The sequence below is a fragment of the Dyella sp. SYSU CM1112 genome, assembly GCF_058216415.1.
On the sequence record NZ_JBZEGI010000009.1, the window covers coordinates 154,671 to 180,002 of the forward strand.

The following is a 25,332-nucleotide window of genomic DNA, read 5'->3' on the forward strand; positions in this document are numbered from 1 at the left end:
AAAAAGGATGTGCCAGGACATCATTTTGCTGAGTGGTCGACGAGCGTCTTCAGGTCGGTCACGGAATACGACATGCACATGCGATAGCCATTCCCGCATCGCAGCGGAGCCAAGTCAGAAATTTCCTCGCCATCGCACTGTGGCAAGGTCAATTCGCCTTTGCCCATCCATACGTCTGTCAGAGTGAAATTGTCCGTGATGGACTCTACCAGCTCATGCACAGCAGGACGTTCCCATTGGCCGGCAGCCAATCTCGGGAAATGACGCATATTGACGGTAGGGCGCGAACCTAATGCGGCCAGATCTGTCACTGGCTTTTCGAGTGTAACGATACCTTTTGCAATGCGCTGTCCGCTCGTTGAGGCCGTTCCACCCAATTGACTTCCCGCGACAAGTTTCGTGGCGGCAGGACCGCTCGCACTAAACGTACGAGTTTGAGCAACCGTGCCAAGACGCTTGGGAAAGCCTTGCGCCCAGCCACGCGCCATAGCCGCATCGTTGTCTACGAAAATGTACGTGCAGTAGGCAACCGGTTTCCCATTGAACAAAGCGTCAACGAGGATAAAGAACTCGCGATATTGGTATCGTTCGGGATTCAGCAGCTCTTCGTGCCCAGCGGTGAACTGCCAATCGATGAAATAGGCCTGTGCATGCCCTTCGGCTTTAGCGTCGGCCTTCAGTTCTTCAGGTAGTAGTGCTGCGACTGCTTCCGGGCGAGCCCAGAAATCGATGACAAGAACATCGCCTGCATAGTGCCAAGGTGGTGCAGGGGAAATGCTGGATATACCGCGCGAGGTGAGGGGAGCAAAGAAGTTAGTTTTCATCTAGTCGGGCCTTGATGAAGTTCAGGGGATCCACCGGCCGTTTTCGCGGTTATTGCGGGGTTTTATTGCCTTGATGACGCAACCGGGGTTGGTATGAATATGGCATTCGAGACTGGGGTGGTCTTGTACAAAGATGACGTCTAACGGAAGAAATACTGCGCGTGTTCGTAGCAACTTTGCGATGTGGGATGACTCCATGTGCGCGGTTAGCACGGCTAGGCTTCGTCCAATCTGGTCTAAGCGGCGGAGCTTTTGTACATATCCGATCAACCTCGTACAAGCGATAAGGAAGGCACTGCGCTAGCTTTATTCGTGCCGTAAACATCGCGAAGTCGTTTGACATTGGATTCGTATGGCGTGTTTTTGAATGAAATAACTATCCAATGGATTAGAGCGAATCAATGGCGCTGAAACATGTCGCCACAAATAACTGAAGGAGAAATCTATGCGCATCGTCCATTTCGAGAAAGGAGGTGCGCTTGGAATTGCGGCGAGTGATGATTCGGGCTGGCATGGCCTTACGGATCGCGAAGACGGATTTCCAGGCACTCTTCCCGAACTTATTGGGCAAGGCGCAGATCTGTTACGCATAGGCAAAGAGCTTCTCTCCACGCATGCCATCGATCTGAACGCAGTTCGGATACGGCCGCCGGTACTCACGCCACCGAAAATTCTTTGTGTCGGTCTGAACTATGATGATCACCTTGAGGAAAGTGGCTTAAAAAAACCGGTTTATCCCGAAATTTTTGCGCGCTTTGCGACGAGTCTTATCGCTCACGGTGAGCCGATCCGCTTGCCGCGCGAATCGAGCGCGCTTGACTACGAAGCGGAGCTTGCCGTGGTGATCGGCCAAGGAAAGCGCCGCATCCACCGCGATAAAGCCCTCGATCATGTTGCGGGCTATTCCCTGTTCAACGATGCAACGATCCGCGATTTTCAGTTACGCACGCCACAATGGACGATGGGCAAGAATTTCGATGGCACAGGGGCGTTTGGTCCCTGGCTGGTGACGCCCGATGCATTGCCGCCGGGAGCCCACGGTTTACACATCCAGGGGCGCTTGAACGGTCAGGTAATGCAGCACTCTTCTATCGACAAGCTCATTTTCGATGTGCCAACGCTGATCGAACTGATCAGTGTTGCAATCAGTCTAGAGCCGGGCGACGTGATCATTACCGGAACACCCGGCGGCGTTGGGGCGGCGCGTAAACCACCTGTTTACATGCGGCCAGGCGATGTCTTCGAAGTGGAGATCGAGAGAATGGGTGTCTTGAGCAATACCGTTCAGTGCGAGTCACACGACGAGGCAACGCGATGAGTAGAAAATTATTGTCCGCAAATCCTGCACGCATCGGACGATACGAAGGCCCACCTAAGAGCGATGCTGTGGACACCTCTCTGGTGGGTGGCACACCCGCAGATATGAAAGCGGATCTCGTCGCTCTTCTGGGAGAACAGAATGTCCTCCACAGGGCGATCGATCTCGTACGGTTTGCCTCCGATGCGAGCCCGTATCGGCTCGTCCCACAAGTTGTTGTACAGCCCCGAACCACCGATGACATCGTCAAGCTCTTCCGTTATTGCCGGGACAAGGGAAGGCACGCGACGCTCCGCGCTGCCGGAACCAGCTTGAACGGCCAATCCTTATCGGACGACCTGCTCATCGATGTGCGTCGTCACTGGTACGGCGCCAACGTGAAGAATGACGGCTTGCGAGTGCGCGCGCGTCCGGGAATGATCCTGGGACACATCAACGCCATGCTCGCGCGATACGGGCGACGGCTAGGACCGGACCCCGCGAGCTTGAATGCCTGCACCGTTGGCGGCGTGATCGCCAACAACTCCGGTGGTATGCGCTGCACCGTCAAAAACGACGCGTATCAGACTGTGTCGGCGATGACGTTCGTCACGGCTTCCGGCGCCGTCATCGACACCTCGGCTCCTGACGCGGAAGCAGCATTCGAACGAGCCGAACCTGATCTTGCGAAAGGACTGCTGGCACTTCGCGAAGAGCTGCTCGCCGATCGCGAGCTGGCCGACCGCGTGCGACGCAAGTATTCGATACGAAACACCCATGGCTATCGACTCTGCGCACTGCTCGACGGCGAGACGCCACTCGATATCTTTCGTCGTCTGCTCGTGGGATCCGAGGGCACGCTGGCGTTCGTTGCCGAGGCTGTGATCAATACCGTTCCTGCTCCTAACGTGACCAGCGTCGCGTGGATACCGGTCCCAACCATCGACGAAGCGGTCGGCCTCGTGCCGAGCCTTGTCGGTCTCGGCGCCACCGCCGTGGAGTTGATGATCGCTCCCGCGCTTACTGCGGCGGGCAAGGCGTTCGCGAACACCCCTTGCTACTGGAAAACCCTCGATCCCAATGCCGCGGCGCTGCTTGTGGAGTTCGGCGCCGAAGACACGCAAGCGCTGGACGTTTTGCAGAACGAGGTCATCGCACTGACCGCCAATGCCCATCTACTCCACCCTGTAGAGTTCACGAGTGTGGAGGAAGCGGTTGAGCTGGCGTGGCACGTGCGCGAAGGACTGCTTGGGTTGGTCGGCAAACTGCGTCCGAAGGGCTCGACACTCATCACCGAAGATGTGTGCTTTCCGCCGGAACGTCTGGCGCAAGGGGCGAGAGATGTCCAGGCATTGCTAAGCAAGCACGGCTTCATCCCCGGCGTCGCGGGCCACGCAGCCCACGGAAATCTTCACTTCACGCTGGTCGCGGACTTTGGCAATCCAGAGGATCACGAACGCTACGCGGTCTTCATGAAAGAGCTGGTCGAGCTCGTCGTTCGCAAGCACGACGGCTCGCTCAAAGCCGAGCACGGCACTGGCCTCAACATGGCGCCTTTCGTCGAGTCGGAATGGGGCGAAAAGGCCACCGCCATGATGTGGCGAATCAAGGAGCTGGCCGACCCCAAAGGCATTCTGGGGCCGAACGTGATCCTGACCCGCAATGCCAAACTCCACCTGGAGAATTTGAAGTCGGTGCCGCTGATCGAAAACGTTACCGATTCCGTGCAATGCATCGAGTGCGGATTTTGCGAACCGGTCTGTCCCAGCCGCAACGTCACCATGACACCGAGGCAGCGTATCGTGACCCGGCGTGAAATGGCCCGCCAATCGCCCGGATCACCGATGCTTACCCAGCTGCAGGAGGAGTATCAGTACGACGGCATAGAGACCTGCGCCGGCGATGGCACGTGCGCGATTCCCTGTCCGATCGGTATCAACACCGGTGCGCTGATCCGCGAATTCCGTTCGATGGAAACCACCTCGACCGCCGACAAGGTCGCGTTGCGACTGGCCAAGAACTGGAGCGCGGTCGAGACGCTGGCTCGGGGCAGCCTGTCCGCTACGCATGCGTTCTACAAGCTATTCGGCGTGAAGCCGCTGACGGCCTTGACCGGCACTGCGCGAGCCATCGTGAGTCCCGATCTGGTCCCCAGTGTGCCGGGTCCTATGCCCCGGGCTGCTCGGGCTCCGTCGTCGACCCAAAAGAACGGCGCCGCAGCCGTCTACTTTCCCGCCTGCATCAACCGGATGTTTGGCCGCGATCCGGATGGTCCTGCTTCGCCGTCCCTGCCGGAGGCATTCGTCACGCTGTCCGAGCGCGCAGGTAAACCGTTGTGGATTCCGCCTGATGTCGCCGGCCTGTGTTGCTCCACGCCTTGGAAGTCGAAAGGCTATCCCAAAGGCCATGCGTTCATGGCTAAATCCATTGCCGACGCCATGCTGCGGTGGAGCGATGGCGGCAAGCTCCCGATCGTCGTTGATGCAGCATCGTGCACGCTCGCACTCAGCCAGGATATCGCTTCCCTTCTCGACGCCGAAACTAAGGCGAAGTACGAGAGCCTGACCATCATCGATTCGATTGCGTGGTGTCGCGACCTGCTTCCCAACTTAACGATCCGACGAAAACTTGGGCGAGTCGCTGTGCATCCAACATGCTCCATTACGCATTTGGAGTTAGCTAAAGAGCTCAAGCACATCGCGATGCATCTGGCCGATGATGTCGAGGTGCCGATCGGCACGACCTGTTGTGGCACAGCGGGAGACAGAGGCCTCCTGCATCCCGAACTCGTCGTCTCGTCAACCCGAGAGGTCAAAGCCGTTCTGGATGCTCATCCGGCTGACGCCTACCTTTCGGCAAACCGAACCTGCGAGATGGGCCTTCGACATGCGACCGGGCGACCGTATGAGTCGTTTGTTTTTCTGCTTGAAGAATTGAGTCGTCCGGACGCGGGCTGAAGGATAACTCCATGCTCATCGAGGAATCCATCTTATGCAATATACCGACTACAACTGTCTCCAATTCGCGTTCGATTCCGGGGTCGCATTCGTCAGCATCAATCACCCGCCAATAAATCTGCTCGATGAAGTTCTGTCGCCGGAATTGGACAGACTCGGCAGAGAGCTCGAAACCGATGAGAGCATTCGCGTCATCGTTTTGCAGAGCGCGCTTCCTGAATTCTTTATTGCCCACTCTGGCTTGGGCCGGGTTGGAGCTGCTTCCAAATGGGTATCCCATACGCGCAGCTTTCGTCTTACACAAATGATCGGCGAGCGGTTCAGAAACATGCCCAAGGTGACGATTGCCAAAATCGAAGGACGATGCCGAGGCGGCGGCAGTGAAATCGCGCTGGCCGCGGACATGTGCTTCGGTGCGATAGGCAAAGCGATTTTTGGTCATCCAGAGGTTGCGGTAGGACTTGTTCCGGGTGGCGGTGCCACGCAACGCTTGCCACGGGTCATGGGGCGCGCACGCGCCTTGGAAGTGCTGTTAGGTTGTAATGATCTCCCGGCGGAACTGGCAGAGCTTTATGGATACATCAACCGAGCATTGCCAGCAGCAGAGTTAACGCCCTTTGTCGAGAAACTGGCTAAACGTATCGCCTCGTTTCCTGCGCATACCATCGCTCACGTCAAGAGGGCAGTGGATGTTGGGGCATTTAGCTCCGTGGCAGAAGGTCTCCTGGTGGAGGCGCATGAGTCCGATTTGAGCGTCGCCAGCGAGGTGTCGCAAGCGCGTGTGAAAGAAGCATTGGCAGTGGGCGCCGAAACGTATGAAGGCGAGTTGGAAATGGATTTTCTAGAGAGATTGTCCTCAACAAAATAAACCGCGTCGGACGGTCGGCGAGTTCAGGACATTGCAAAAAAATGCAACACATTGATCGGTATTGTGACGAGGGGTGGTTCTACTGTGGCGTTGGCCTATTCACTGGCCAGCCATCATGCTGGCAGTCGGTGGTGTCGTAGATCCCTATGTACAACACGGGATGGATCGCTTGTCAGATGTCGCGGATTCGCCACGTACGCACGTCTGCAAGGCGGCTTTCAGCATTGCCGTACATCTCGAACGATGCATATCGAACGCGCGGCCACACTTTTGAGTCAATTTAATTATCCATTAGGGTGAATATCTTTACCCTGAGGAAGGCTTCGAACGCTGGAAACAAAGAGTACGGTACCAATCAGGATGCGATATCCACCAGGAACGCTCTGAAAATCCCCCGTTCGGAGAAACACCATGTTTAGTGGCGCATATGGTGAGCGGCTCGGTCGTTCGTTTCGTTTAAGCACTCCGCCGACACTTCTTAGTTGCACCAAGCAAGGCGTGCCATTGGCGGTAACAGAATTGCGTATCGATCAATCTGGTTTCGGTATGACGTCGCCGCTTGGAAAGGAAGATGCCTATCTGCTATGTCTAAACTTGGCAGCCCAGTCGCAACTGGAATTGTGGTACGAAGGACGCCCTGCTTGCGCGTGCGATTGCGAGGCTGAATCGCTTTACGCGCTGGATTTGCGGCGAGATCCCATCACTTACATTGGCGGCCCTCTACACGGCCTGTATTTTTACCTGCCGCGCCGCGCTATCGCTGAGATGGTGAAGAGCACCGAAAGCCAGCCGTTGGGTGATGTTGCGATTAGACCTGGCGAACAGGTTCACGACCCGATCGTCAACAGCATAGGTCAGGCGTTGTTGCCGCTGTTCCGTAGCGATATCTCTAAGCACCAGCCTTTGGTCGATCATCTACTTCAGGGCTTATGTGCATACGTGGCTTCCAGCTATAGCGGTCAGTCAGCACAGCATTCTGCAATTCGTGGAACTCTTGCGCCGTGGCAGCAACGTCTCGCCAAACAGATCATGCGCGAGCGGCTCACCGAAGGCGTTTCGATCAACGAACTCGCCGAAGCATGCGGACTATCGGCAGGCGCTTTCGTGCGTGGCTTCAAAAAGAGCACCGGCATCTCTCCACACCAATGGTTGCTATTCAAGCGCGTCGATCTGGCCATCGAGCTGATGGACGATCCGGTTATCTCGCTTGCCGAAATTGCCTTTAATGCCGGCTTTTCCGACCAAAGCCATTTCAGTCGCATATTCACGCAGCGAATGGGCATAGCGCCGGGTGCCTGGCGTAAGTCGTTGGGGATGCAGAGAAGGGCGGAAGTGGCTTAGAGATGAAATAGCCTCACGTTGGCGCATGCTCCGTCGCCGTTCCTGCGGTAGGTGAGGTGGTTATGCAAAGCCGGAATAGAGTTGCCATTACCCAATCTCAGTCGAATAGGGGCACTACGGCATGTCGCCTTCCAGCGTACGTCAATGTCGCGGCGTTCATCGCTGCCGTTGGGCTGATGTCGGTACTGGCATCGACTCTTCCGGCCGATTGTGCTTATGCAAGCCTTTGGCTTATGCCCAACCTGGCGGGTTTGGCTGCGCTGTTTACGTGCTTTGTTCTTGAATATCGACGCATGTGGGGCAATAAAGAGCCGACATGGCATCGTGTCGTGCCCGTCAGTCTAGGCTCCAAAGCACTTATCGAACGTGTTTGGTGCCGTCGAATCAGTCAGGTATTGATGGCGAGCGGACTGATATGTGCCATGGCCGATTGGATTGTCTGGCCGACCCAATGCAGCTGGGAGTACCCACTGGCACTTGGTGCCGGGATGTGGATTGGCAACGCGTTATGGCAAAGGTTCTCGAAGGCATGATGTTTCTTACGAAGGCGTGCTAGGGCAGCGAGTCCAAAAAACCGCGTTTGACCGCAATCATCACGGCATGCGTACGATCTTCGGCACCTAGCTTCGCCATGATGCTCTTCATGCGGGCTTTAACCGTATCTTCCGTGATGTTCAACGCCATGGCGATGTGACGATTGCTACGCCCTTGAGCGACGAGAGAAAGAACGACGATCTCGCGATCGGTTAGTCCCTCGCGGCCCGTATGGCTGGCAATTTCTTGAGCTACCTCGGGCGCTACGATGTGACGACCCGTCAGTGCATCGCGTATGGCTTTGATAATCTCCTCACGACGGGCTGTTTTAAGCAGGTAAGACGTCGCACCGAGCGTAAATGCTCGAACGACGCGAGCGTCGCCAGGGAAGGTAGTGAGCACGATGATCGTTGCGTCGGGAAATTCACTGCGAATGGCCGTGATGGCCTGCAGGCCATCCATGACGGGCATCTGAAGATCGATCAACATGACGTCCGGAAGCAATTTTCGAAAGAGTGCAATGGCCTCCTTGCCATCGGCGGCTTCGCCGCTGACTTCCATATCGGATTCCTGCTCGATGACCGCTCTCAGTCCGTCCCGCATGACCGGATGGTCATCGACGACCAGGATCCCGCATCGTTCTTTAGCGTCGTTCAAAAGTCACCTGTTTTCCGTCGTGTGCACCGAAAACAAGGGTGTGAGCGGGATCCTCACTGTCTCCCCATCGGGCCCGACTATGCGCTGACAAAATGGGCAATTCAATGCTCAAAAGTGTATTTTCTTTCAACTCATCAGGGTTTTTACGCGCGTTCCGCATGCGCGCCCTGATCCAACGCCCATCTCTGATGCGTGGCTGCCATTGGAAAAAAACACATTCCAGTGCAAAAACCTGCAAGAAGTAGTTTAGCACTACGCGTAGCTTGGCTTTCACTGGCCCGTGATGAGGACTGCACGATGACAACACGCATGTGCGCGGAGACGTGGGAATGGCCGCGGAACATCAGCCAGCCTTTCCATCGTTCGTCAAGTACGGACTTTTGGAATGTGTGTCGGCTTGCCAAGTGCATCGAGCACGACGAGTCACGTGTGCGTGACTGGTATTTGACGGTAAAGATCCACGAGTTCGGCGACAAGACGGCCGAGGAGTTGGTTCGAATGGGCGACGCCGGCCTCGTCATCGATTTTCTGAGATCAATCAAGCGTGGCTATCGCGACTGACACCAAGGGGTTGAGTATGAGAAATGGAAACCCGTTTGCAGCGGTGAGCGCGCAACTCGAAGAGGTTTATTCCATGAGGGAGAGAACCGCCTTTGCGGCGTTCTTGGTGCTTGAGGAACACCTCAAGGATTTCTCCAGTGTTCTAATCACCGGCTTTGGTGATCGGTCGCGGGCGGCACGATGGATGTGTATGCATCACAAAGTGTTTGAGGGCCGAAATGCCTACCAGGTCATTGCCGATGGCGAGGCTGATCGGCTTTGGGAAGAGGTGACACGAGCCTGCGGCTTGCCTGGCTAAACTCGCCGGCGCCCTTTGAAGCCGCGTTGGCCAGGCCGCATGACGGCGGCCCAGCCTGCGGTTCATATTCTGCGCCGAAAGATCAGATGTTTTCTCGAATCATCTCTATGACATCCGCGCCGCGCCCGTGAAGGATGGCTCGCGTGGTGTACAACGCCATACCCACGACAGGTTTCATCTCAAGGAAGGGCGGCTTGGTCAGCTCCAGTGGATTGACCGTCACATTAAGTAAAGCCGGTCCAGGTTGGGCGAGCCATTCGTCGATGGCGAATTCCAGTTCGGATGCCTTGCTGACGGTTTTGCCCCACAGGCCGATAGCCTGTGCCACCTTTCCAAAATCGGGATTTTTCATGCGTGTGAATGTGTCGAGCATGCCTTCGGACATCTGCTCGATCTCGACAAACCCCAATTTGCTGTTGTCATAGACGACAATCTTGACGGGAATGTCTTCTTGGATGGTCGTCAGTAGTTCGCCGAATAGCATCGTTATACCGCCGTCGCCGCAGAGCGCGATGACCTGACGATCGGGAGCAGCCTTTTTCAGTCCTAGCGAACCGGAGAGTGCGGTCGCCATCGTGCCATGCAAGAGGCTTCCGTAAACGCGTCGCTTGCCGTTGGTATCGATGCAGCGAGTCGCCCAGAAGATCGGAGTACCGTCATCGCCGGTAAAAAGAGCGTCGTCCGCAGCGTGCTTGCTGATGACGGAGGTGAGGTACGAGCCTGGAATGGTGTCGTTCCGGCCCGGCGCGATCTGTTTTTTCCAGGACGCCACGTGTTCGTGATAGCGATCGACGTATGTCTTCTGGTGGCTGCCGTCCGCCTTTTTCTTCAAAAGGGGAAGTAACGCGCGCAGGGTCGGCTTGATGTCGCCGACGGCACCCAAGGTCACAGGATGGCGACGGCCAAGATGGGTTGGATCCAGATCGATCTGCACGATCTTGGCTTTGTCGGGATAGAACTGCCGCCAGGCGAAATCGGCGCCCAGCAAGAGAAGCGTGTCGCACTCCAGCACAGCCTTATAGCCCGCTTCATTGCCGAGAATACCCGTCATACCGACGTTGTACGGGTTGTCATGCTCAAGGAAGCTCTTTCCTCGTGAGGTATGTGCGATCGGAGCCTTGAGTTGCTCGGCGACGGCGATGATCTCGCTCAGTGCCTCATCGGAGCCGGAGCCCGCATAAATAGTGACTTTTTGGCCGGCATTGAGGATGTTGGCGATTTCCGCCAGCTCATCGTCGTTGGGACGAACGGTTGGACGCGGAAAGTGAACGCTATAAGGAACATCGTCGTGGACATCGCCGTGCGATATGTCGACAGGAACAATCAGCACCGCAACGCCGCGCTTGGCGATGGCGGTTTGGCAGGCCATCACTGCCTTTTTACGTGCTTGATCCGGAGTAAGGATCATCTCGCAGAACACCGAGCATTCCTTGAATACGGATTTGAAATCCACCTCCTGGATGAACTCAAATCCCATTTCGCTCATCAAGATGCTGCTGGCGATCAGGACCACGGGCGAGCGATTGCGGTTGGCCTCGTACAGCCCATTGATGAAGTGCAGGCTGCCCGGCCCACAGCTGCCTGCACACGCCGTCAATTGACCGGTAAACGATGCTTCACAGCCCGCGGCGAACGCTCCCGCCTCTTCGTGCCGCATATGCACCCATTCGATGGGACTCTTATCGAGATGTTCGGCGATCAGGTTCAGGGTATCGCCGACGATGCCGTAGCAACGTTTGACACCCGCTTCTTCTAGAACCTCTACAATGATTTCGGCGACTTTCTTGCTCATGGCGCGTTCTACCTTGGGTGTCAGACAGGAAAAGGGAGAGGGAGGTCATGGCGATACAGGCTGATGGCCGAGCGCAAGATCAAGCGCCGCCCTTGCAATTTGCACATTGGCATCCGCATCTTCTTGGTCAGCTTGCGCTTGCGCGAGTATCGCCTCGTTGTTCATAAGATCGGTGATGCTGCTGAGCCCGCGTCGATAGGAATCCAACGTCGCCTGATAGGCAAGGTCGGATGCCTTTGTATAAGCAAGCGCCTGAATGCGGTTGTCGAGGCTTGTCTTTAAATTGTTATAAGCCTGCACGACTTGCTGTGAAGCGCTGTTCTTGGCAGCAGCCAACGAGTCTTCCGCCGCCGATTTCTCCGATAGGGCAGCCGATACCTTGGTGGCTCGTGCACCGCCATCGGATAGTGCCCATTCGAAAGAAACGAACACTGCATTACCGGTACGGTTAATCGATGAATAAGGACTGCCGTCGCTACTGATTTCGCCGACATTCTGGAACAATTGTGCAGCCAGGCTAATGGTGGGTCGGTAAGCCGCTTTTGCCGTATCGACGCTGGCTTCCGCCGCCGCCACTTTATCCTGGGCAGCAAGGATATCCGGTCGCGACGCGATGGCTTCATCAATCAGCGCGTTCAGTGGCCGCAAGGAATCCTCTCGCGAAACGTCAGGAAGCGATGCGATTTCGAAGTGGCTCTCCGGCGGCAAGCCGACCGTCGCAACCAAGCTGGCAAATGCCGTGTCGGCAGTGCCCGACGCTTTCGTGAGCGCCAGGCGCATGGCTGCGGTCTGACGCTGTGCTTCGGCGACCTGGACTATCGTGGCGCGTCCATGATTGCGTTGATCTAGCACAGCCTTTTCAGTAAGCGATGCGGCGTCCAGCGCCTTCTGTGCGGCCCGAATGCGCCCCTGTGCAGAAACCGTCTCGAAATAAGCTTCGGAAACGTCGTAGACCAGCTTTTCCTGAACACCAAAAACGGCCGACTGAGCGGCATCGGCATTGTATTGAGCCGTTTCGACTTCACCCTTGCGTCTGCCAAAATCAAGCAAAAGCCACTTCAGTTCCAAGGTGGGAAAGATTTCACGTGAGGAAGAAATGAAGTAACCCCTGGGAGCCACGTTTGTCGGAATGGCCAGTGGCGTATGTTGAATGCCGCCGAGTGCCTTGATATCGATCTGCGGCGCGTATTGGCTCTTGGCCAATCGTGTCGCCAAGTTCGCTTGGTATGCCTGTTCTTCAACTTCTCGCGTTTGTGGGTTGATCGACAACGCTAACTTCAACAGTTCCGGTAACGAATAGGTTCGATCTTCGGCCGCAGGTACCTGCGTGGTTGATGGCGAACCGGTGGCCGCGGGCTTTTGCGCCCAGGAAACTGGCACATCTTTCGCGGATGCCAGCGTAAGGGTTCCGCAAAGCATGATGGCGATGCCGCAACCGATCACACTTAAGGACTCATAACAGGCGCGTTGCATGGTCGATCTCATCATTTAAGAGCGAGCGCGCACGGTCGACAAATGACGTCGGGTCCGGAATATGAAGGCGAGGCGAAATAGGAACTTCTCCTTTGGATAGCGCTAGCAAGCGCTGCGACGTCGAAACATCGGCGTTGGAAGAAGGGGGTGCGATGGATTGCAGGCGGCGCAGGATAAATGCCGAGCTGGTGACCCGCTCTATGGCATCGGCTTCAAGCTCGGCGGTATGCGCCGGACGACGGCTCTTGAGCAGTTGTCCTTCGAATGTCGATCGGGACTTCAATAACGCTGCCTGTTGCGCTTTGGCATTGATTTCCAGCCGCAACTCTTCGGCAGCTTTTGCGGTTGGTGCAACAAGAAGTTCACTCAGTTTTTTGAGTGACGCGGACCAAAGGTCGCGTGTCTGCTGAAGCGCACTCACAGGCCATAGGCTGGTGAAAAAGATGCTGATCCAGATGTTCCCGACCAGGATGCCGACAACACGATCCCTCAGAACCGTCAGGTCACTTGCAGGTGCGTGGCCTTGCAGTACACCTAAAAAAAATGCGAACGCCATTTGCATGCCGGCATATGAGAAGTTTTCGCTGCTTGTAGAGACCCAGGCAAAAAGTACGGAGGCGCCAGCGATAAGCAGGCATAGCTGGCCAATATCGGTCAGTGACGGGATAACGAAGACCAGGCATAGGCCGCCGATGACACCTCCCAAAATCGCGCCCGAAAGGCGCAATGTCAGTTTGTGGACGCTCTGGCCTAAAGTAGCCAGTGACACGAAGAAACATGTCGTCACGGCCGTGCTGATACCCGGCCAGTCCAATAGCGAGTATGTGGCGTAGGCGGCTAACACCGCAAAAGTCACTTTGAGTGCATAATGCACATGCGCCGGATTCGTGAATGCGTCAGCCACTAACAGCTTGCGCCCGCTGGCTGCTCGAACGTTTGGAGTGCTTGGTTCGGCTGATCCACCGGCTACTGCATGCAAGTCCATGACCGCCTTGCGAAGCGCTTCGAAGGTGAAGTCGTATGCTTCATCGTCTTGAGTCACCGGCACGGTGGCGGTGTCAATGCCTCTGCGCTGGAGAAAGTGCGCTCGGCTGTCGCGAATGCTCAAAGCCAAACTGCGCCGGGACGCCGTCGCGAGCTCTGGCGGCAACGCGCGTGCAATTTGAAGGATTTCGAGCATAAGCCCCATGAGTCGCTGGTCCTCTTCGGCAAAGGCCCTGAGCTTTTTATTCCAGAGGAAGGCTTTGCCTTTGAGCTTGTCGAGCTCCAGAAGCTTGTCCCGCAACAGCGATGGATTGTGGGAACGTGGCAGTTCGATGTAGTCAGCGACAGCATCCATCAACGACGCAGCGCGTTGCCGGGACAGTGATACCGGGCTTTGTCCGGTCAAAAGGTTCAGTACCATGACCGTAAAGACCGGTATCGCCACTACTACCCAAAGCCACAGCACGATGTGGGTAATCACTTCTGTGCTCGGTGCGTGATCGATGAGTGTCTGCGAAAGCACCAGGACGAAGCCGGATAAAAAGATGATCGGGCCTAATGTGCTCGTGCGCGACAGAAACATGCCGATGAATGTGCTCAGAGCGAGCAGCGGAATTCGAAGCGCAGGCGCCGACGCGTCAAAAACGTAGAACAGCAGCGAAAGGGCGACTGCGAGTGTTACCGCAACCAGGCCACCTATTGCACTAATAAGCGTTGAAGCGGTGTCCTCCTGAGAAAGAAGAAAGATCAGGTATGCCACATAGGCCGGCAGAGGTATTTGGAAGACCATCGCCACGGTTACCGCGATCACTGCTCCCGCGGCGATCCGTGCAATCGTGTGAATCCGCAAGGCATCAAGTTGCAGCTCGCGACGCAGTAGCGTGGGAAGCCCCTCGGGTGACGCGTGATCCCTGGCGGGTGTCATTTCACCACCTTGACCGAGGCGGTGGCACCGATGCGCAAGAAACGGGTATCCGCCTGATCCAGGCGTACCCAGACAGGGAAGCGTTGCGCCACGACAACCCAATTGAGGTTACGATCGACCTCAGGCAATCCGGGACCCGCCTGTCCTTCTGGTTGCACACCAGGGCCCAGACTTTCGACCACACCTTGCAGCGGATGCTCATCGTGCCCCATCACCCAGACAGTCGCTCGATCACCGACCTGGAGATGACTCAGATCCGTTTCCCGGAAATTGGCGATGGCGTACCAATGGCTGTTGTCGATCAGCGTAAAAAGGGGATGGCCATCGACTGCAAATGAGCCGATGGACAGATTGAAGCCAGTAATTCGGCCATCGACCGGTGCCCGAATGACAGTCTCACGAACGTCGCGCGCAGCCAAGTCGCGCGCGGCTTGTGCGCCTAAAAGCTGTGCTTTGAGACTCTCAACATCGCCAATCGCTCGTTTGGCTTGCAAGGCTTGCTGGATGGCGGCCGCCAACTGCGCATTGGCGGTGCTTTCGTTTGTACGCGCCTCGTCCATTTGCTGAGCGGTCACAAAGCCTTTCCCCAAAAGCGGTGCCATGCGTTCGACGGTATCGTGCGCCAGGGCAAGTTGTTGGCGCGCGCGATCGACGTCGCGAGCAGCGGCTTGCGCGCCGGAGCCTTGCGCCGAAACCTGACGGCTCGTTAGGTCAATGTCAGCCTGTAATGCGGCAACCTGAGCATCCGCCTGGCGAAGCTTCATCTCAAATGGTTCGGGATCAATGCGAAGCAACACATCGCCTTTACGCACGAACTGATCGTTTTGAATATCAGCCTCGACTATGCGGCCGCTTACCTCGGGTGTAATACCTGCGCTATATGCAAAGATGTAGGCGTCGTGCGTGCGTGGGCGCTGATCCAGTACGATCATCGTCGCAATCAGCATCACTACAGCGCTGGCGATCGCCACAAATGCAATGATTCGACCCAGGGCTTTTTTCTCATTCATGCGCAAGCCCTCGTTCATGCCAGCCATATCAGCCAGATCGCCAGCGTTACCGCCAGCCACGCGCACAAATAAACGACTACTGGAATCGGAAGCGCAGCATCAATGCCGGTTTTTCCAAAAAAGATGCGCAGAACCGCGATGCATGCGAGCCCTAGCAAGGCGCAAATCATCCAAGTAGGGAAGTAGGATCCCAGGATATTTCGGGATGGTGATGCGCTGCATGCCGCCAAGGAGGTGACCGGTAGAAAGGTTGAAGCTACGCGTAGACCAACGTTCAGTTGCCTGATCGAAAAGCCAGGCTTTGAACGTCGTCGTGACTTCGAGAAAGCGTCGTTCGGCATGATGTTGTCCTAGTGGTGCGATGTATTGGCGCAATCTGACGCTTCAGCGAATGAGGTTTACTTTCGCCAAATCGATCAACTCGCTGCCACGACCATCAAGGACCGCCTTGATCAGGAAGAGTCCGAATTTATGTGCCTCATCAAAGGTCGTCTTGGGCGGCATAGCCAATTCCTGACGCACGCTCACGACGTCCACGAGCGCGGGCCCATCGTGTTTAAACGCTTCAACGATCGCCGCACGCAAGTCCTTGGGATCCGTTACGCGGATGCCCTTGACGCCAACAGCGTTTGCCATGTCCGCGAAGTTGGGATTGACCAGGTCGCAGCCGGTGTCGACGAAGCCGTTCGCCTTCATCTCCATTTCCACGAAACCTAACGTTCCGTTATTGAGAAGGATGATTTTGATCGGAAGCGCCAACTGCGTGAGCGAGAGGAAATCACCCATCATCATGGAAAAGCCGCCATCGCCTGACATCGAGACAACCTGTCGGTTCGGGAAGGCGATCTGCGCACCTATGGCGTGAAGCATCGCGTTCGCCATGGAGCCATGGTTGAACGAGCCGACGATGCGACGCTTGCCGTTGACCTTTAGATAGCGTGCTGTCCAGAGAATAGGCGTGCCGACATCGCACGTGAAAATGGCGTCTTCCGCCGCCAACTCGCTGACGACCTGCGTCACGTATTGGGGATGGATCAGCGTGCTGCCCGCTTTGGGTTCAGCCAGTTTGTCCAGGCCCTCGCGTGCCTTCTTGTAATGCGCCAACGCTGCGTCCAGATGGCTTGAATCGACTTTCTCCGGGATCGAGGGGAGAAGACTTTGCAATGTCTCTCTGACATCGCCAATCAACCCCAGATCAAGCGGGCAGCGGTTGCCAAGCGCTTCCGGGCGCATGTCGATTTGGGCAATCTTAGCGTGCTCAGGGAAGAACTGGCGATATGGGAAATCGGTGCCCAGCAACAACAATGTGTCGCAATCCTTCATCGCGGCATAGCCCGAAGAAAAGCCGACGAGGCCCGTCATGCCGACGTCGAAGGGGTTGTCGTACTCGATGAATTCCTTTCCGCGTAACGTATGAACGATCGGCGCTTTTAAGCGTCGTGCGAGTTCAACCACTTCATCATGCGCGCCGGCGCAGCCTGCACCGCAAAACATGGTGACGCGCGTCGAGTCCTTCAGCAAGTTGGCAAGCCGCTTGAGGTCTTTCAGCGAGGGGTGAACAATGGGTTTGGTGGGAACCACCCAACGGGGCGGTTCGGCTACGGCTTCTTTCAGGGCGATATCGCCGGGAATAACCACAACCGCCACACCACGCCGCGCTACAGCGGCACGAATGGCTCGCCCGAGGATCTGTGGAAGCTGGCTTGGATTGGACACCAGTTCCACATAATGACTGCATTCCTTGAAGAGCGACTCAGGATGCGTCGCCTGAAAATAGTCGATACCAATTTCGGTACTCGGGATATGGGCCGCAATGGCGAGGACGGGAACGCCGCTGCGATGGCAATCAAAAAGGCCATTGATAAGGTGCAAATTCCCCGGACCGCAGCTGCCCGCGCAAACCGCCAGCGTGCCGGTCAAATGTGCTTGTGCACCGGCCGCGAACGCCGCACCTTCCTCGTGCCGCGTATGAATCCACTCAATCGTACCGAGGCGCCTGAATGCGTCGGTCAAGCCATTGAGCGAGTCTCCCACGACTCCATAAACATGTTTGATGCCAGCCAGCTCCAGAACGCGAGCAATGTAGTCAGCAGAGGTCATGGCCATCGTAACGATCTCCTTTGCAATAAACATCAGCGCACGAATAGCTGCCCATCATGCGAATCGAACGAATCCATAAGTAGGTGGATGGTTCGAGTGTATTGAGATCCATAGACCTACTGCGGTGTGGAATGAACACTCAAGGATCGCGATTTCGCTTGGCCTTGGGTGGTGATGCCTGAAACACTGAATTGTGGTTGGGATTGGTCACTCCATGCGACGCGCCGACCCCAAATGGCATTGCAACGTGTCGACGTGACAGGGTGCCGCTAGTCCAACCTTCATCGTTCTTCCTTCTGTCACGAACCGCGCTTCATGCGTGGGAACGTTAACGCGCGCATTGAGTCGCTGGCTTGTACGTGATTGATCAGCCATGTACGAAACACTTCAGTTCGGGTGAAAGAGACGGGTGCCGCCGACGTCAACACTTTTGAGTCAAAGGCACGAGCATTTAAATCACCGTTATGGCGATGAGTCATCCCATATGTTCCTTATCGGACATTTTTGTCCAATACCCTATTTTTACGTTCGACGTAACGTCGTTGCATCCCAAGTGATGCGGTAACCGGGGCAAGCGGCATATCGATCTGCGTGCTGTATGCCGTGCCGCCGGGGGCTTTGGCTTAAGCGGTGATGACAGCCAGCGTCACATCAATGCATCGAATGGACGACAACACCACTTTTGGGTTGCAATGAGGAATCGTGATGCTTAGAAACATGACGCTGTCGTCTTGCTCCCGCCTGATGACAGTCGCGGCCTGCATGTTCCTGAACGCTTGTACCGAAGGAGTGCTTCTCCCCAAGGGGCCAATCGGTTCTCAGGAGAAACAGCTGCTACTGGAAGCGCTCATTCCGATGTTGATGGTGATTGCACCCATCATTCTTCTTACGCTGTGGTTCGCCTGGTGGTTTCGCGCATCCAATGCGAGAGCGACATATCGGCCGCGATGGGAGTATTCCGGGCGCATCGAATTCTCCATCTGGATGATTCCGATGCTGATCGTCCTCTTTCTCGGCAGTCTCGCGTGGGTCGGTGCGCATCAATTGGACCCCTATCGGCCATTGACGTCAAAAAGAAAGCCGCTGGTCGTTGATGTTGTCGCAATGGATTGGCGTTGGCTGTTCATTTACCCGGCGCAGGGTGTTGCCAGCATCAACCAGTTAGCCCTGCCGATCGACACTCCCATATCTTTTCGGCTGACCTCGGCGACAGTGATGAATTCGTTTTTCATTCCTTCACTGGGCGGCCAGATGTATGCCATGCCAGGCATGCAGTCGCAGTTGCATTTGCAGGCAAACGAAGCAGGTAACTACCGTGGATTATCTGCCCAATTCAGTGGCGATGGATTTTCCGATATGCATTTCCAGGTGCTCGCCACCGACGAAACGGGCTTTGAAGCATGGGTTACGCGAGCGAAGTCAACCAAAATATCGTTGGACGCAACGTCGTACGACCGCTTGGTGACGGAGCATAAAGTCGGCGAGGTGGCTTATTACTCCCCGGTTTCCGATGGACTATTCGATCACGCGATCGAACACGCCAAGAAACGTACTGGGTCGCCAATGAATGCCTCGGTGAATAGCCCTCGCGCGAATGCACCCGCTTCCGCACTCGCTACCGCTGGATCGGAGCATTAATATGTTTGGTAAGCTTACGCTCAGTGCGATTCCCTTTGATCAGCCCATCATCATGGGGACGTGTCTGGTGCTCATCGTCGGCATCTTGGCAATCCTTGCTCTGATCACCTACAAGCGCAAATGGACCTGGCTGTGGACGGAGTGGATTACTACTGTCGACCATAAGCGCATCGGCATCATGTACGTCTTGTTGGCGGCGGTCATGCTGCTTCGTGGATTCAGCGACGCGATCATGATGCGCTCGCAGCAGGCATTGGCTAGTAATGATGCTCACGGCTTTCTACCGCCCGAGCACTACGACCAGATCTTTTCTGCGCACGGCACGATCATGATTTTCTTCATGGCGATGCCGTTTGTTGTGGGTTTGATGAATTTTGTCATGCCATTGCAGATCGGTGCACGCGACGTGGCTTTCCCGGTGTTGAACTCGGTCAGCTTCTGGCTGACCGCCGCGGGTGCCTTGCTGATCAACCTTTCCCTTGGTATCGGCGAATTCTCCCGCGCGGGTTGGTTGGCATATCCACCACTTTCCGAATTACCTTTCAGCCCCGGCGTGGGAGTTGATTACTATTTATGGGCGTTACAGATATCGGGGGTCGGCACGCTACTTTCGGGTGTGAACCTTGTTACGACCATCGTAAAGCTTCGCGCTCCGGGTATGCGCTTGTCGATGATGCCGGTTTTTACATGGACTGCGCTGGCGTCCAACATGCTCATTGTTGCAGCGTTCCCCATCTTGACGGGGACATTCGCCATGCTGCTATTGGATCGTTACCTTGGCACGCATTTTTTCACCAACGATGGTGGTGGAAATCCCATGATGTACATCAACCTCATATGGACATGGGGGCATCCAGAGGTCTATATCCTCATCCTTCCTCCGTTTGGGGTTTTTTCGGAAGTCATTGCCACGTTCTCGGGCAAGCCGCTGTTCGGCTATCGGTCGATGGTGATAGCCACGATGGCGATCACGCTTTTGGCTTTCACGACCTGGCTGCATCACTTCTTTACGATGGGCTCGGGCGCGGATGTCAACGGATTCTTCGGCATCACCACCATGGTGATCGCCATACCGACGGGTGTGAAGATCTTCAATTGGCTCTTCACCATGTACGGCGGACGGGTGCGTTTTACCTCACCGGTTCTCTGGACGATCGGCTTCATGATTACGTTCACAATCGGCGGTATGACCGGTGTGCTGATGGCGGTGCCACCGGCCGACTTCGTGCTGCATAACAGTCTGTTCCTTATCGCCCACTTCCATAACGTCATTATCGGTGGCGTGGTTTTTGGCTGTTTCGCGGGAGTGACGTATTGGTTTCCGAAGGCGTTTGGTTTTCGACTGCATGAAGGCTTGGGGAAGGCCGCCTTCTGGTTCTGGTTCGTCGGTTTTTATCTGGCTTTCATGCCGCTTTACATTCTTGGCTTCATGGGCATGACGCGCCGCATGAACCATTACGACGATCCGGCGTGGTTGCCTTACCTGCTTGTCGCAGAGTGCGGGGCCGTCTTGATTCTGATCGGCATTCTTCTTCAGATCACGCAACTGGTGTGGAGCATCAGGCATCGCGATCAATTGCGCAGTGGCGCGTCCGACCCATGGGATGGACGAACGCTGGAATGGTCAACGACTTCGCCACCACCAGCTTACAATTTTGCGCGAATCCCGAAGATAAACGGGCTGGATGCGTATTGGGAGGCAAAACAGGAAGTCACTCCCGTTCCGGATGAGCCGTACGAAGCCATAGAAATGCCGAAGAATTCGGCGCTTGGTTTTTTTATCGCATTTTTTGCCGTCGTTGGCGGGTTCGGCATGATCTGGCACATCTGGTGGATGGGTGTCATTGCGCTCATTGGCTTTATTGCGCTCATCACGTGGAAATCCTGGGACGAAGACGACGAATTCGAGCTGTCGGCAAGTGAGATTGCCAAGCTCGAACGCTTACCTCCTCATCTTGCTTGATTAGTAAGGGACAGATCTATGTCTAGCAGTTCCGCTACCTTGGACATATTGCCGGAGGAGTATCAGCGCTCTCGGCAGCACATCACCGGATTTGGCTTTTACCTCTATCTTTTGAGCGACGGTATTCTCTTTGCGTCGCTGTTCGCCGCATTTGCCGTACTAAGAACGTCGACGGATGGTGGCCCAGATGGCCATATGCTTTTCAGCGCCCACAATGCCTTCATCGAAACAGCATGCCTGCTGACCAGCAGTTTTACGTGTGGGATTGCCATGTTGGCCTGTGACCGCCGCAATAAGTTCGTCGCGCTACTTGGGTTTCTTGTTACCGCTGTACTCGGTGTCGCGTTTCTCTCGCTTGAGGTTCATGAATTTTCCGACCTGGTATCAAGAGGCTACGGTCCCGGCCGCAGTGCTTTTCTGTCTTCGTTTTTTACCCTGGTCAGTACGCACGGGTTGCATGTGACATGCGGGCTCATATGGCTCGGCATTCTCCTTGTCCAATTTCTCGGTCGCGGATTCACGCCTGCGATGACGCGCCGCTTTCTGTGTTTCAGCCTTTTCTGGCATGTCCTGGACGTAGTCTGGATTGGCGTCTTTACGTTTGTCTACTTGGTAGGAGGCTACTTATGAGCAACCATCAGCGCCACGATCCGCCGCGTGGAGGATCGGATACGCCGGGACTGGAGAATCACCAGACCCATGGAAGTTTGCTCGGCTACGTTATCGGCTATGTCGCGGCGATTGCGCTTACCATCGCGGCGTTCGCCGTGGCGCCGAGTACGAGTATGGCGCCTTTCAGCATCGAAGCGGCACTTGCCGTGCTGGCGATCGCCCAGATGCTTGTGCATCTGATCTTTTTCCTGCACATCAATACCGCACCCGGACAAAAGAACAACATCGTGGCGTTCGCAGTGACGATGCTTATCATTGCCATCGTGGTTATCGGATCCATGTGGATCATGGATCATCTCAATCGGAACATGGTTCCTATGGATCAACTGATGCAGATGCAACGCTGAGTAGCCGGACAGGACGCCACTGCACCAATGCGGCGTTGGGTTTTCTCTAAGACTAAGGAGATGATGATGCGTATATTCGGTACGGCAGCTTTGGTGCTTGGCTGTGTCGCCACCATGGCGATGTTTCCAGTGGCTCGCGTGAAGGCGGCAGAAGCCAGTGTGACTTGCCAATTGAGCTTCAGCCTGTCGGGTTGGTCGGTGATCTACAAGCACGCATCGGGAACTGGCCTGGTGACTTGCAGCAATGGTCAGCATGCACATGTAAAGATCCGCATCAATGGTGGTGGGCTCACTGCCGGCAAATACCGGATCGACGATGGCAAGGGCGATATCACTCATGTGCGTACCATCAACGATGTATTTGGCAATTATGCTCAAGCCAGTGCGGAAGCGGGCGCAGGGAAGAGCGGGGAAGCTCAGGTGCTTACCAAGGGCACGACCTCGCTGGTGCTCCACGGTAGTGGTCAGGGTATTAACCTGGGGCTTTCCGTAGGCGCCGTTTCTATCACCAAGCTTTGATCTGTCTCGGTTTCAAGATGGAGGGCGCCCCAGGGCGCCCTTTGTTTTGTTGCACATGGATGGAAGGATTAGACTACCGCCTGCAAACCGTCTGCATCGCCACGGATGCCGCTTATCCGCCTAAGAGCCTGGAAGGCCCTCCACTTCAATTTGCGTCGGTATAACTATGAAAGTTCCACGAGTAACGGGAAGGCTTCGCGAAGCGGCGGCCGAGTATGCGCGTGATCCATCCATGATCGTCGAGCGAGCCTATCGGGCAATCACCCAAGGCGACCCGGTCTACGCCGGACTTCCCGCAAGCACCAAGAACGATTTTATGGAGTCGATTCGGTTCTCGGCGGTGCTCTGGTCCACGTCCATGCTGACGGGGGAATATCCCTCTGACGAAGATATGGAACGATTTCGCAATGTGGGACGGCGTCGCGTTCATCAAGGGATTGAGCTGGCATCGCTTCTCAGGGCCTACCGAGTAGGTTCGAAGGAGCTATGGGCTATCTATCTGGAGTTTGCGGCGGAGCACGAGGACGTACGGAACGAACTACTTTTTAGCGTGTCGCCCTATCTCCTCGACCATTTCGACGAGATGGCCCAGGCGATCGCGACAGCCTATATGGCAGAGCAATACGAGCAGTCCAGATGGAGAGATGCACTACGGTATGAACTGTGTAATCTAATTTTTAGCGCTACCGGTGACGTCAACGAATTCAATCGAGTGTCGGAGACAATCGGCATTGATCCAACCATCGCCCGGGTGGCGTTCGCGTTCAACGCTAACCCGCCGGATACGCTGCCATCGCGTGTGGAATCGGAACTGGACAGGATGTTGCTGACGGTGGCTCGCATAGCGAAGGTTGGCGTGGAGGATCTCGTCCGAGTGATGTACCGCGGGCGGTTCATCGTCTGGGTGCCGTGCATCCGGGGTGATTCGCTGCTTGCCAGCGATCGAAGGATGGCGGAGTTGGCTGCACAGCTGACTGCACATGCTCCCGAGTTCAAGCAGGTGGGCGTCGGAATGATGGGGCAAGGACCGTCTGGCTGGTCCGGCTCCGTGGACGAAGCTGTCAAGGCGTTGGAGGTTGGTGAGCGCAATGGAGGTGGCGACAGCGTTTACCGATACTCGAATATTGCGTTGAGTGAAGGGGCACGGCGATCCGATAATGTGCTGCGTTACCTGGAGTCTCTGATTGAGCGCTTGTCGCACGAGGCAGACTTGCTGAAAACGCTGGAGTGCTACCTGGAGCAGCTCCAAAAGCGAAAGAAAACCGCATCGGTCCTGGGGATTCATCCCAACACGCTCAACTACAGACTCGAGCGCATCCAGGAAATCACAGGCGGAAGCCTCGAAGACCCCGCGTGGCTTGCGAACTTGTACGTCGCGATAAGGCTACGCAAATGCAGCATATAAAAGCAGGCAGTCCGGCGGCATGGCTTGATGTATCCCGTAACGCCGCAGACTCCTTGGTGTTGGGGGAGCACACGCGTATGCTTCCAGAAAGTAGCCTAGGCAGCTAATGGAGGAGCGCGATACGGGGTGCTAGCCGATCGTCATTGTGTGTTTTTACAAAAAAGATCAGCAATCTTCCAATTCTTATCGCCATGACCCACTGATAAACAGTTAGCCGAGCGCAAGCGGGTCGGCTACAGAGGTGGTGATTGTGCGGAGCGGTCTAGCCATTTCCCAGGCAGGTTGGGTGAGGTCATTGGGTATTGGGGTAGCGCTGCTTATCGCGCTTTGGAATTTAAACAAGCTTCGATTGAAGTACGCAAGGAAAGGAGCCCGCTTTCTGGAAGATGAGCGACGGGCTGAACGCAAGCGCATAGCCCGAGAACTGCATGACACGCTGCTGCAGGGTCTGCAGGGCATCTTGCTTGAGTTTGAGGTGCTTTCGTCGAGACTTCCCGAACAAGAACGCGAGCGTGCGACAAAGATTGAGCGGAAACTTCGCCATATCGTCGTCGATGCGCGCAATGCGATCAACGCGCTCCGTTTACCTGAAGACAGCGAAAGGGATTGGGCGGCATCGGTTCTAGAGATGGGAGAACGTGCCGCCGCGGATTCGAAAATGGAATTCGCCCTGAAGGTAGTGGGCCGGCCTTGGGGCCTTCCGATCAAGGTTCGTACTGAGGTATTAGCGATCGTTCGTGAAGGTATGCGCAACGCTTTTGAGCACTCTCGTGCCAAGACTGTCCTTGTCGTTATTCGATATGCCAAACGCGGGTTGAAGATTTCAATTCAAGACAACGGCATCGGCGTCAGTGAACAGCAGCTCAAACTTCGCCAGAGCGAGGGGCATTGGGGAATCGCCGGCATGCACGAGCGTGCCGAAAAGCTGTATGGAAGACTGACGATCGTAAGCCAGCCATCCAAAGGAACCACGGTTAATCTGATCATGCTACGCCGTGTCACCTCCATAAAGAGCCGCGTCTCATGCACTTCTGGAAAAGGGCGTCGTTGGGGCAGGAGAAAACCGCCACTATCGTTGGCTCGACTGCTGTCGAGAATAGGGCGGTGAATGGCGTGACACGCTCGTTCGCAGGCTACACGTGGTAACGACGATACATAGCAACGGCG

21 protein-coding genes are annotated in these 25,332 nt (G+C 55.8%); 13 read left to right on the plus strand and 8 right to left on the minus strand.

All coding sequences use genetic code 11. From position 1 onward, the window contains the following. Positions 1-20: 20 nt before the first annotated feature. Positions 21-824 (minus strand): acetoacetate decarboxylase family protein, encoded by an 804-nt coding sequence (locus tag AC4HNJ_RS14065; RefSeq protein WP_490480217.1) that lies wholly within the window; start codon positions 822-824, stop codon positions 21-23. A 445-nt stretch (positions 825-1,269) separates the two neighbouring features. On the opposite strand from AC4HNJ_RS14065, the gene AC4HNJ_RS14070 reads away from it, so the two are divergent. The 4 genes from AC4HNJ_RS14070 to AC4HNJ_RS14085 all read left to right on the plus strand — a co-directional run bounded on the left by AC4HNJ_RS14070 (position 1,270) and on the right by AC4HNJ_RS14085 (position 7,287). Beyond that, positions 1,270-2,142, plus strand: a complete 873-nt coding sequence (locus tag AC4HNJ_RS14070) for a fumarylacetoacetate hydrolase family protein (protein ID WP_490480218.1) — start codon at positions 1,270-1,272, stop codon at positions 2,140-2,142. Positions 2,143-2,246: 104 nt separating this feature from the next. Continuing rightward, entirely contained in the window at positions 2,247-5,078 is a 2,832-nt protein-coding gene (locus tag AC4HNJ_RS14075; RefSeq protein WP_490480219.1) for an FAD-binding and (Fe-S)-binding domain-containing protein, read from the plus strand. A gap of 34 nt (positions 5,079-5,112) precedes the next feature. Continuing rightward, on the plus strand, positions 5,113-5,946 hold the full coding sequence (locus AC4HNJ_RS14080; protein ID WP_490480220.1) for an enoyl-CoA hydratase/isomerase family protein: 834 nt from the start codon (positions 5,113-5,115) through the stop codon (positions 5,944-5,946). A gap of 411 nt (positions 5,947-6,357) precedes the next feature. Continuing rightward, on the plus strand, positions 6,358-7,287 hold the full coding sequence (locus tag AC4HNJ_RS14085; RefSeq protein WP_490480221.1) for a helix-turn-helix domain-containing protein: 930 nt from the start codon (positions 6,358-6,360) through the stop codon (positions 7,285-7,287). A 552-nt stretch (positions 7,288-7,839) separates the two neighbouring features. Here the strand turns inward: AC4HNJ_RS14085 and AC4HNJ_RS14090 are convergent. Next, the gene (locus tag AC4HNJ_RS14090) at positions 7,840-8,478 is read right to left on the minus strand and encodes a response regulator (RefSeq protein WP_490480222.1); all 639 of its coding nucleotides are present in this window, start codon (positions 8,476-8,478) and stop codon (positions 7,840-7,842) included. Positions 8,479-8,775: 297 nt separating this feature from the next. Between AC4HNJ_RS14090 and AC4HNJ_RS14095 the strand changes: the two genes are divergently transcribed. Further along, a complete protein-coding gene (locus tag AC4HNJ_RS14095; RefSeq protein ID WP_490480223.1) occupies positions 8,776-9,039 on the plus strand; it encodes a hypothetical protein in 264 nt (87 codons plus the stop codon). Next, the gene (locus AC4HNJ_RS14100) at positions 9,023-9,337 is read left to right on the plus strand and encodes a DUF2384 domain-containing protein (RefSeq protein WP_490480224.1); all 315 of its coding nucleotides are present in this window, start codon (positions 9,023-9,025) and stop codon (positions 9,335-9,337) included. Before AC4HNJ_RS14095 ends, AC4HNJ_RS14100 begins: the two co-directional genes overlap by 17 nt. An 82-nt stretch (positions 9,338-9,419) precedes the next feature. Here the strand turns inward: AC4HNJ_RS14100 and AC4HNJ_RS14105 are convergent, their stop codons facing one another. The 6 genes from AC4HNJ_RS14105 to poxB form a co-directional block, all read right to left on the minus strand. After that, a complete protein-coding gene (locus AC4HNJ_RS14105) occupies positions 9,420-11,129 on the minus strand; it encodes a thiamine pyrophosphate-dependent enzyme (protein WP_490480225.1) in 1,710 nt (569 codons plus the stop codon). 45 nt (positions 11,130-11,174) lie between these two features. Continuing rightward, positions 11,175-12,602, minus strand: coding sequence for a TolC family protein (locus AC4HNJ_RS14110; RefSeq protein WP_490480226.1), 1,428 nt, complete (start codon positions 12,600-12,602; stop codon positions 11,175-11,177). After that, a complete protein-coding gene (locus tag AC4HNJ_RS14115) occupies positions 12,583-14,436 on the minus strand; it encodes an FUSC family protein (protein ID WP_490480227.1) in 1,854 nt (617 codons plus the stop codon). The genes AC4HNJ_RS14110 and AC4HNJ_RS14115 overlap by 20 nt, the downstream gene beginning before the upstream one ends. A 71-nt stretch (positions 14,437-14,507) precedes the next feature. Then, on the minus strand, positions 14,508-15,521 hold the full coding sequence (locus AC4HNJ_RS14120; protein WP_490480228.1) for a hypothetical protein: 1,014 nt from the start codon (positions 15,519-15,521) through the stop codon (positions 14,508-14,510). 14 nt (positions 15,522-15,535) lie between these two features. Further along, positions 15,536-15,862 carry a YtcA family lipoprotein gene (locus AC4HNJ_RS14125; protein WP_490480229.1) on the minus strand — a complete coding sequence of 109 codons (327 nt, stop codon included), beginning with the start codon at positions 15,860-15,862 and terminating at the stop codon, positions 15,536-15,538. A gap of 43 nt (positions 15,863-15,905) precedes the next feature. Next, positions 15,906-17,621, minus strand: coding sequence for a ubiquinone-dependent pyruvate dehydrogenase (gene poxB / locus AC4HNJ_RS14130; protein WP_490480277.1), 1,716 nt, complete (start codon positions 17,619-17,621; stop codon positions 15,906-15,908). Between the two features lie 717 nt (positions 17,622-18,338). Between poxB and cyoA the strand changes: the two genes are divergently transcribed. The 7 genes from cyoA to AC4HNJ_RS14165 all read left to right on the plus strand — a co-directional run bounded on the left by cyoA (position 18,339) and on the right by AC4HNJ_RS14165 (position 25,273). Beyond that, positions 18,339-19,259, plus strand: a complete 921-nt coding sequence (cyoA, locus tag AC4HNJ_RS14135; RefSeq protein ID WP_490480230.1) for a ubiquinol oxidase subunit II — start codon at positions 18,339-18,341, stop codon at positions 19,257-19,259. Position 19,260: 1 nt separating this feature from the next. Then, positions 19,261-21,222, plus strand: coding sequence for a cytochrome o ubiquinol oxidase subunit I (gene cyoB / locus AC4HNJ_RS14140; RefSeq protein WP_490480231.1), 1,962 nt, complete (start codon positions 19,261-19,263; stop codon positions 21,220-21,222). 18 nt (positions 21,223-21,240) lie between these two features. Next, on the plus strand, positions 21,241-21,852 hold the full coding sequence (gene cyoC, locus AC4HNJ_RS14145; protein ID WP_490480232.1) for a cytochrome o ubiquinol oxidase subunit III: 612 nt from the start codon (positions 21,241-21,243) through the stop codon (positions 21,850-21,852). Further along, complete coding sequence (cyoD, locus tag AC4HNJ_RS14150; RefSeq protein ID WP_490480233.1) at positions 21,849-22,241, plus strand: cytochrome o ubiquinol oxidase subunit IV; 393 nt, start codon at positions 21,849-21,851, stop codon at positions 22,239-22,241. The genes cyoC and cyoD overlap by 4 nt, the downstream gene beginning before the upstream one ends. A gap of 60 nt (positions 22,242-22,301) precedes the next feature. Continuing rightward, positions 22,302-22,760, plus strand: a complete 459-nt coding sequence (locus AC4HNJ_RS14155; RefSeq protein ID WP_490480234.1) for a hypothetical protein — start codon at positions 22,302-22,304, stop codon at positions 22,758-22,760. Between the two features lie 166 nt (positions 22,761-22,926). Continuing rightward, positions 22,927-24,165 carry a PucR family transcriptional regulator gene (locus tag AC4HNJ_RS14160; RefSeq protein WP_490480235.1) on the plus strand — a complete coding sequence of 413 codons (1,239 nt, stop codon included), beginning with the start codon at positions 22,927-22,929 and terminating at the stop codon, positions 24,163-24,165. A 295-nt stretch (positions 24,166-24,460) separates the two neighbouring features. After that, a complete protein-coding gene (locus tag AC4HNJ_RS14165; protein ID WP_490480236.1) occupies positions 24,461-25,273 on the plus strand; it encodes a sensor histidine kinase in 813 nt (270 codons plus the stop codon). Positions 25,274-25,332 lie beyond the last annotated feature (59 nt).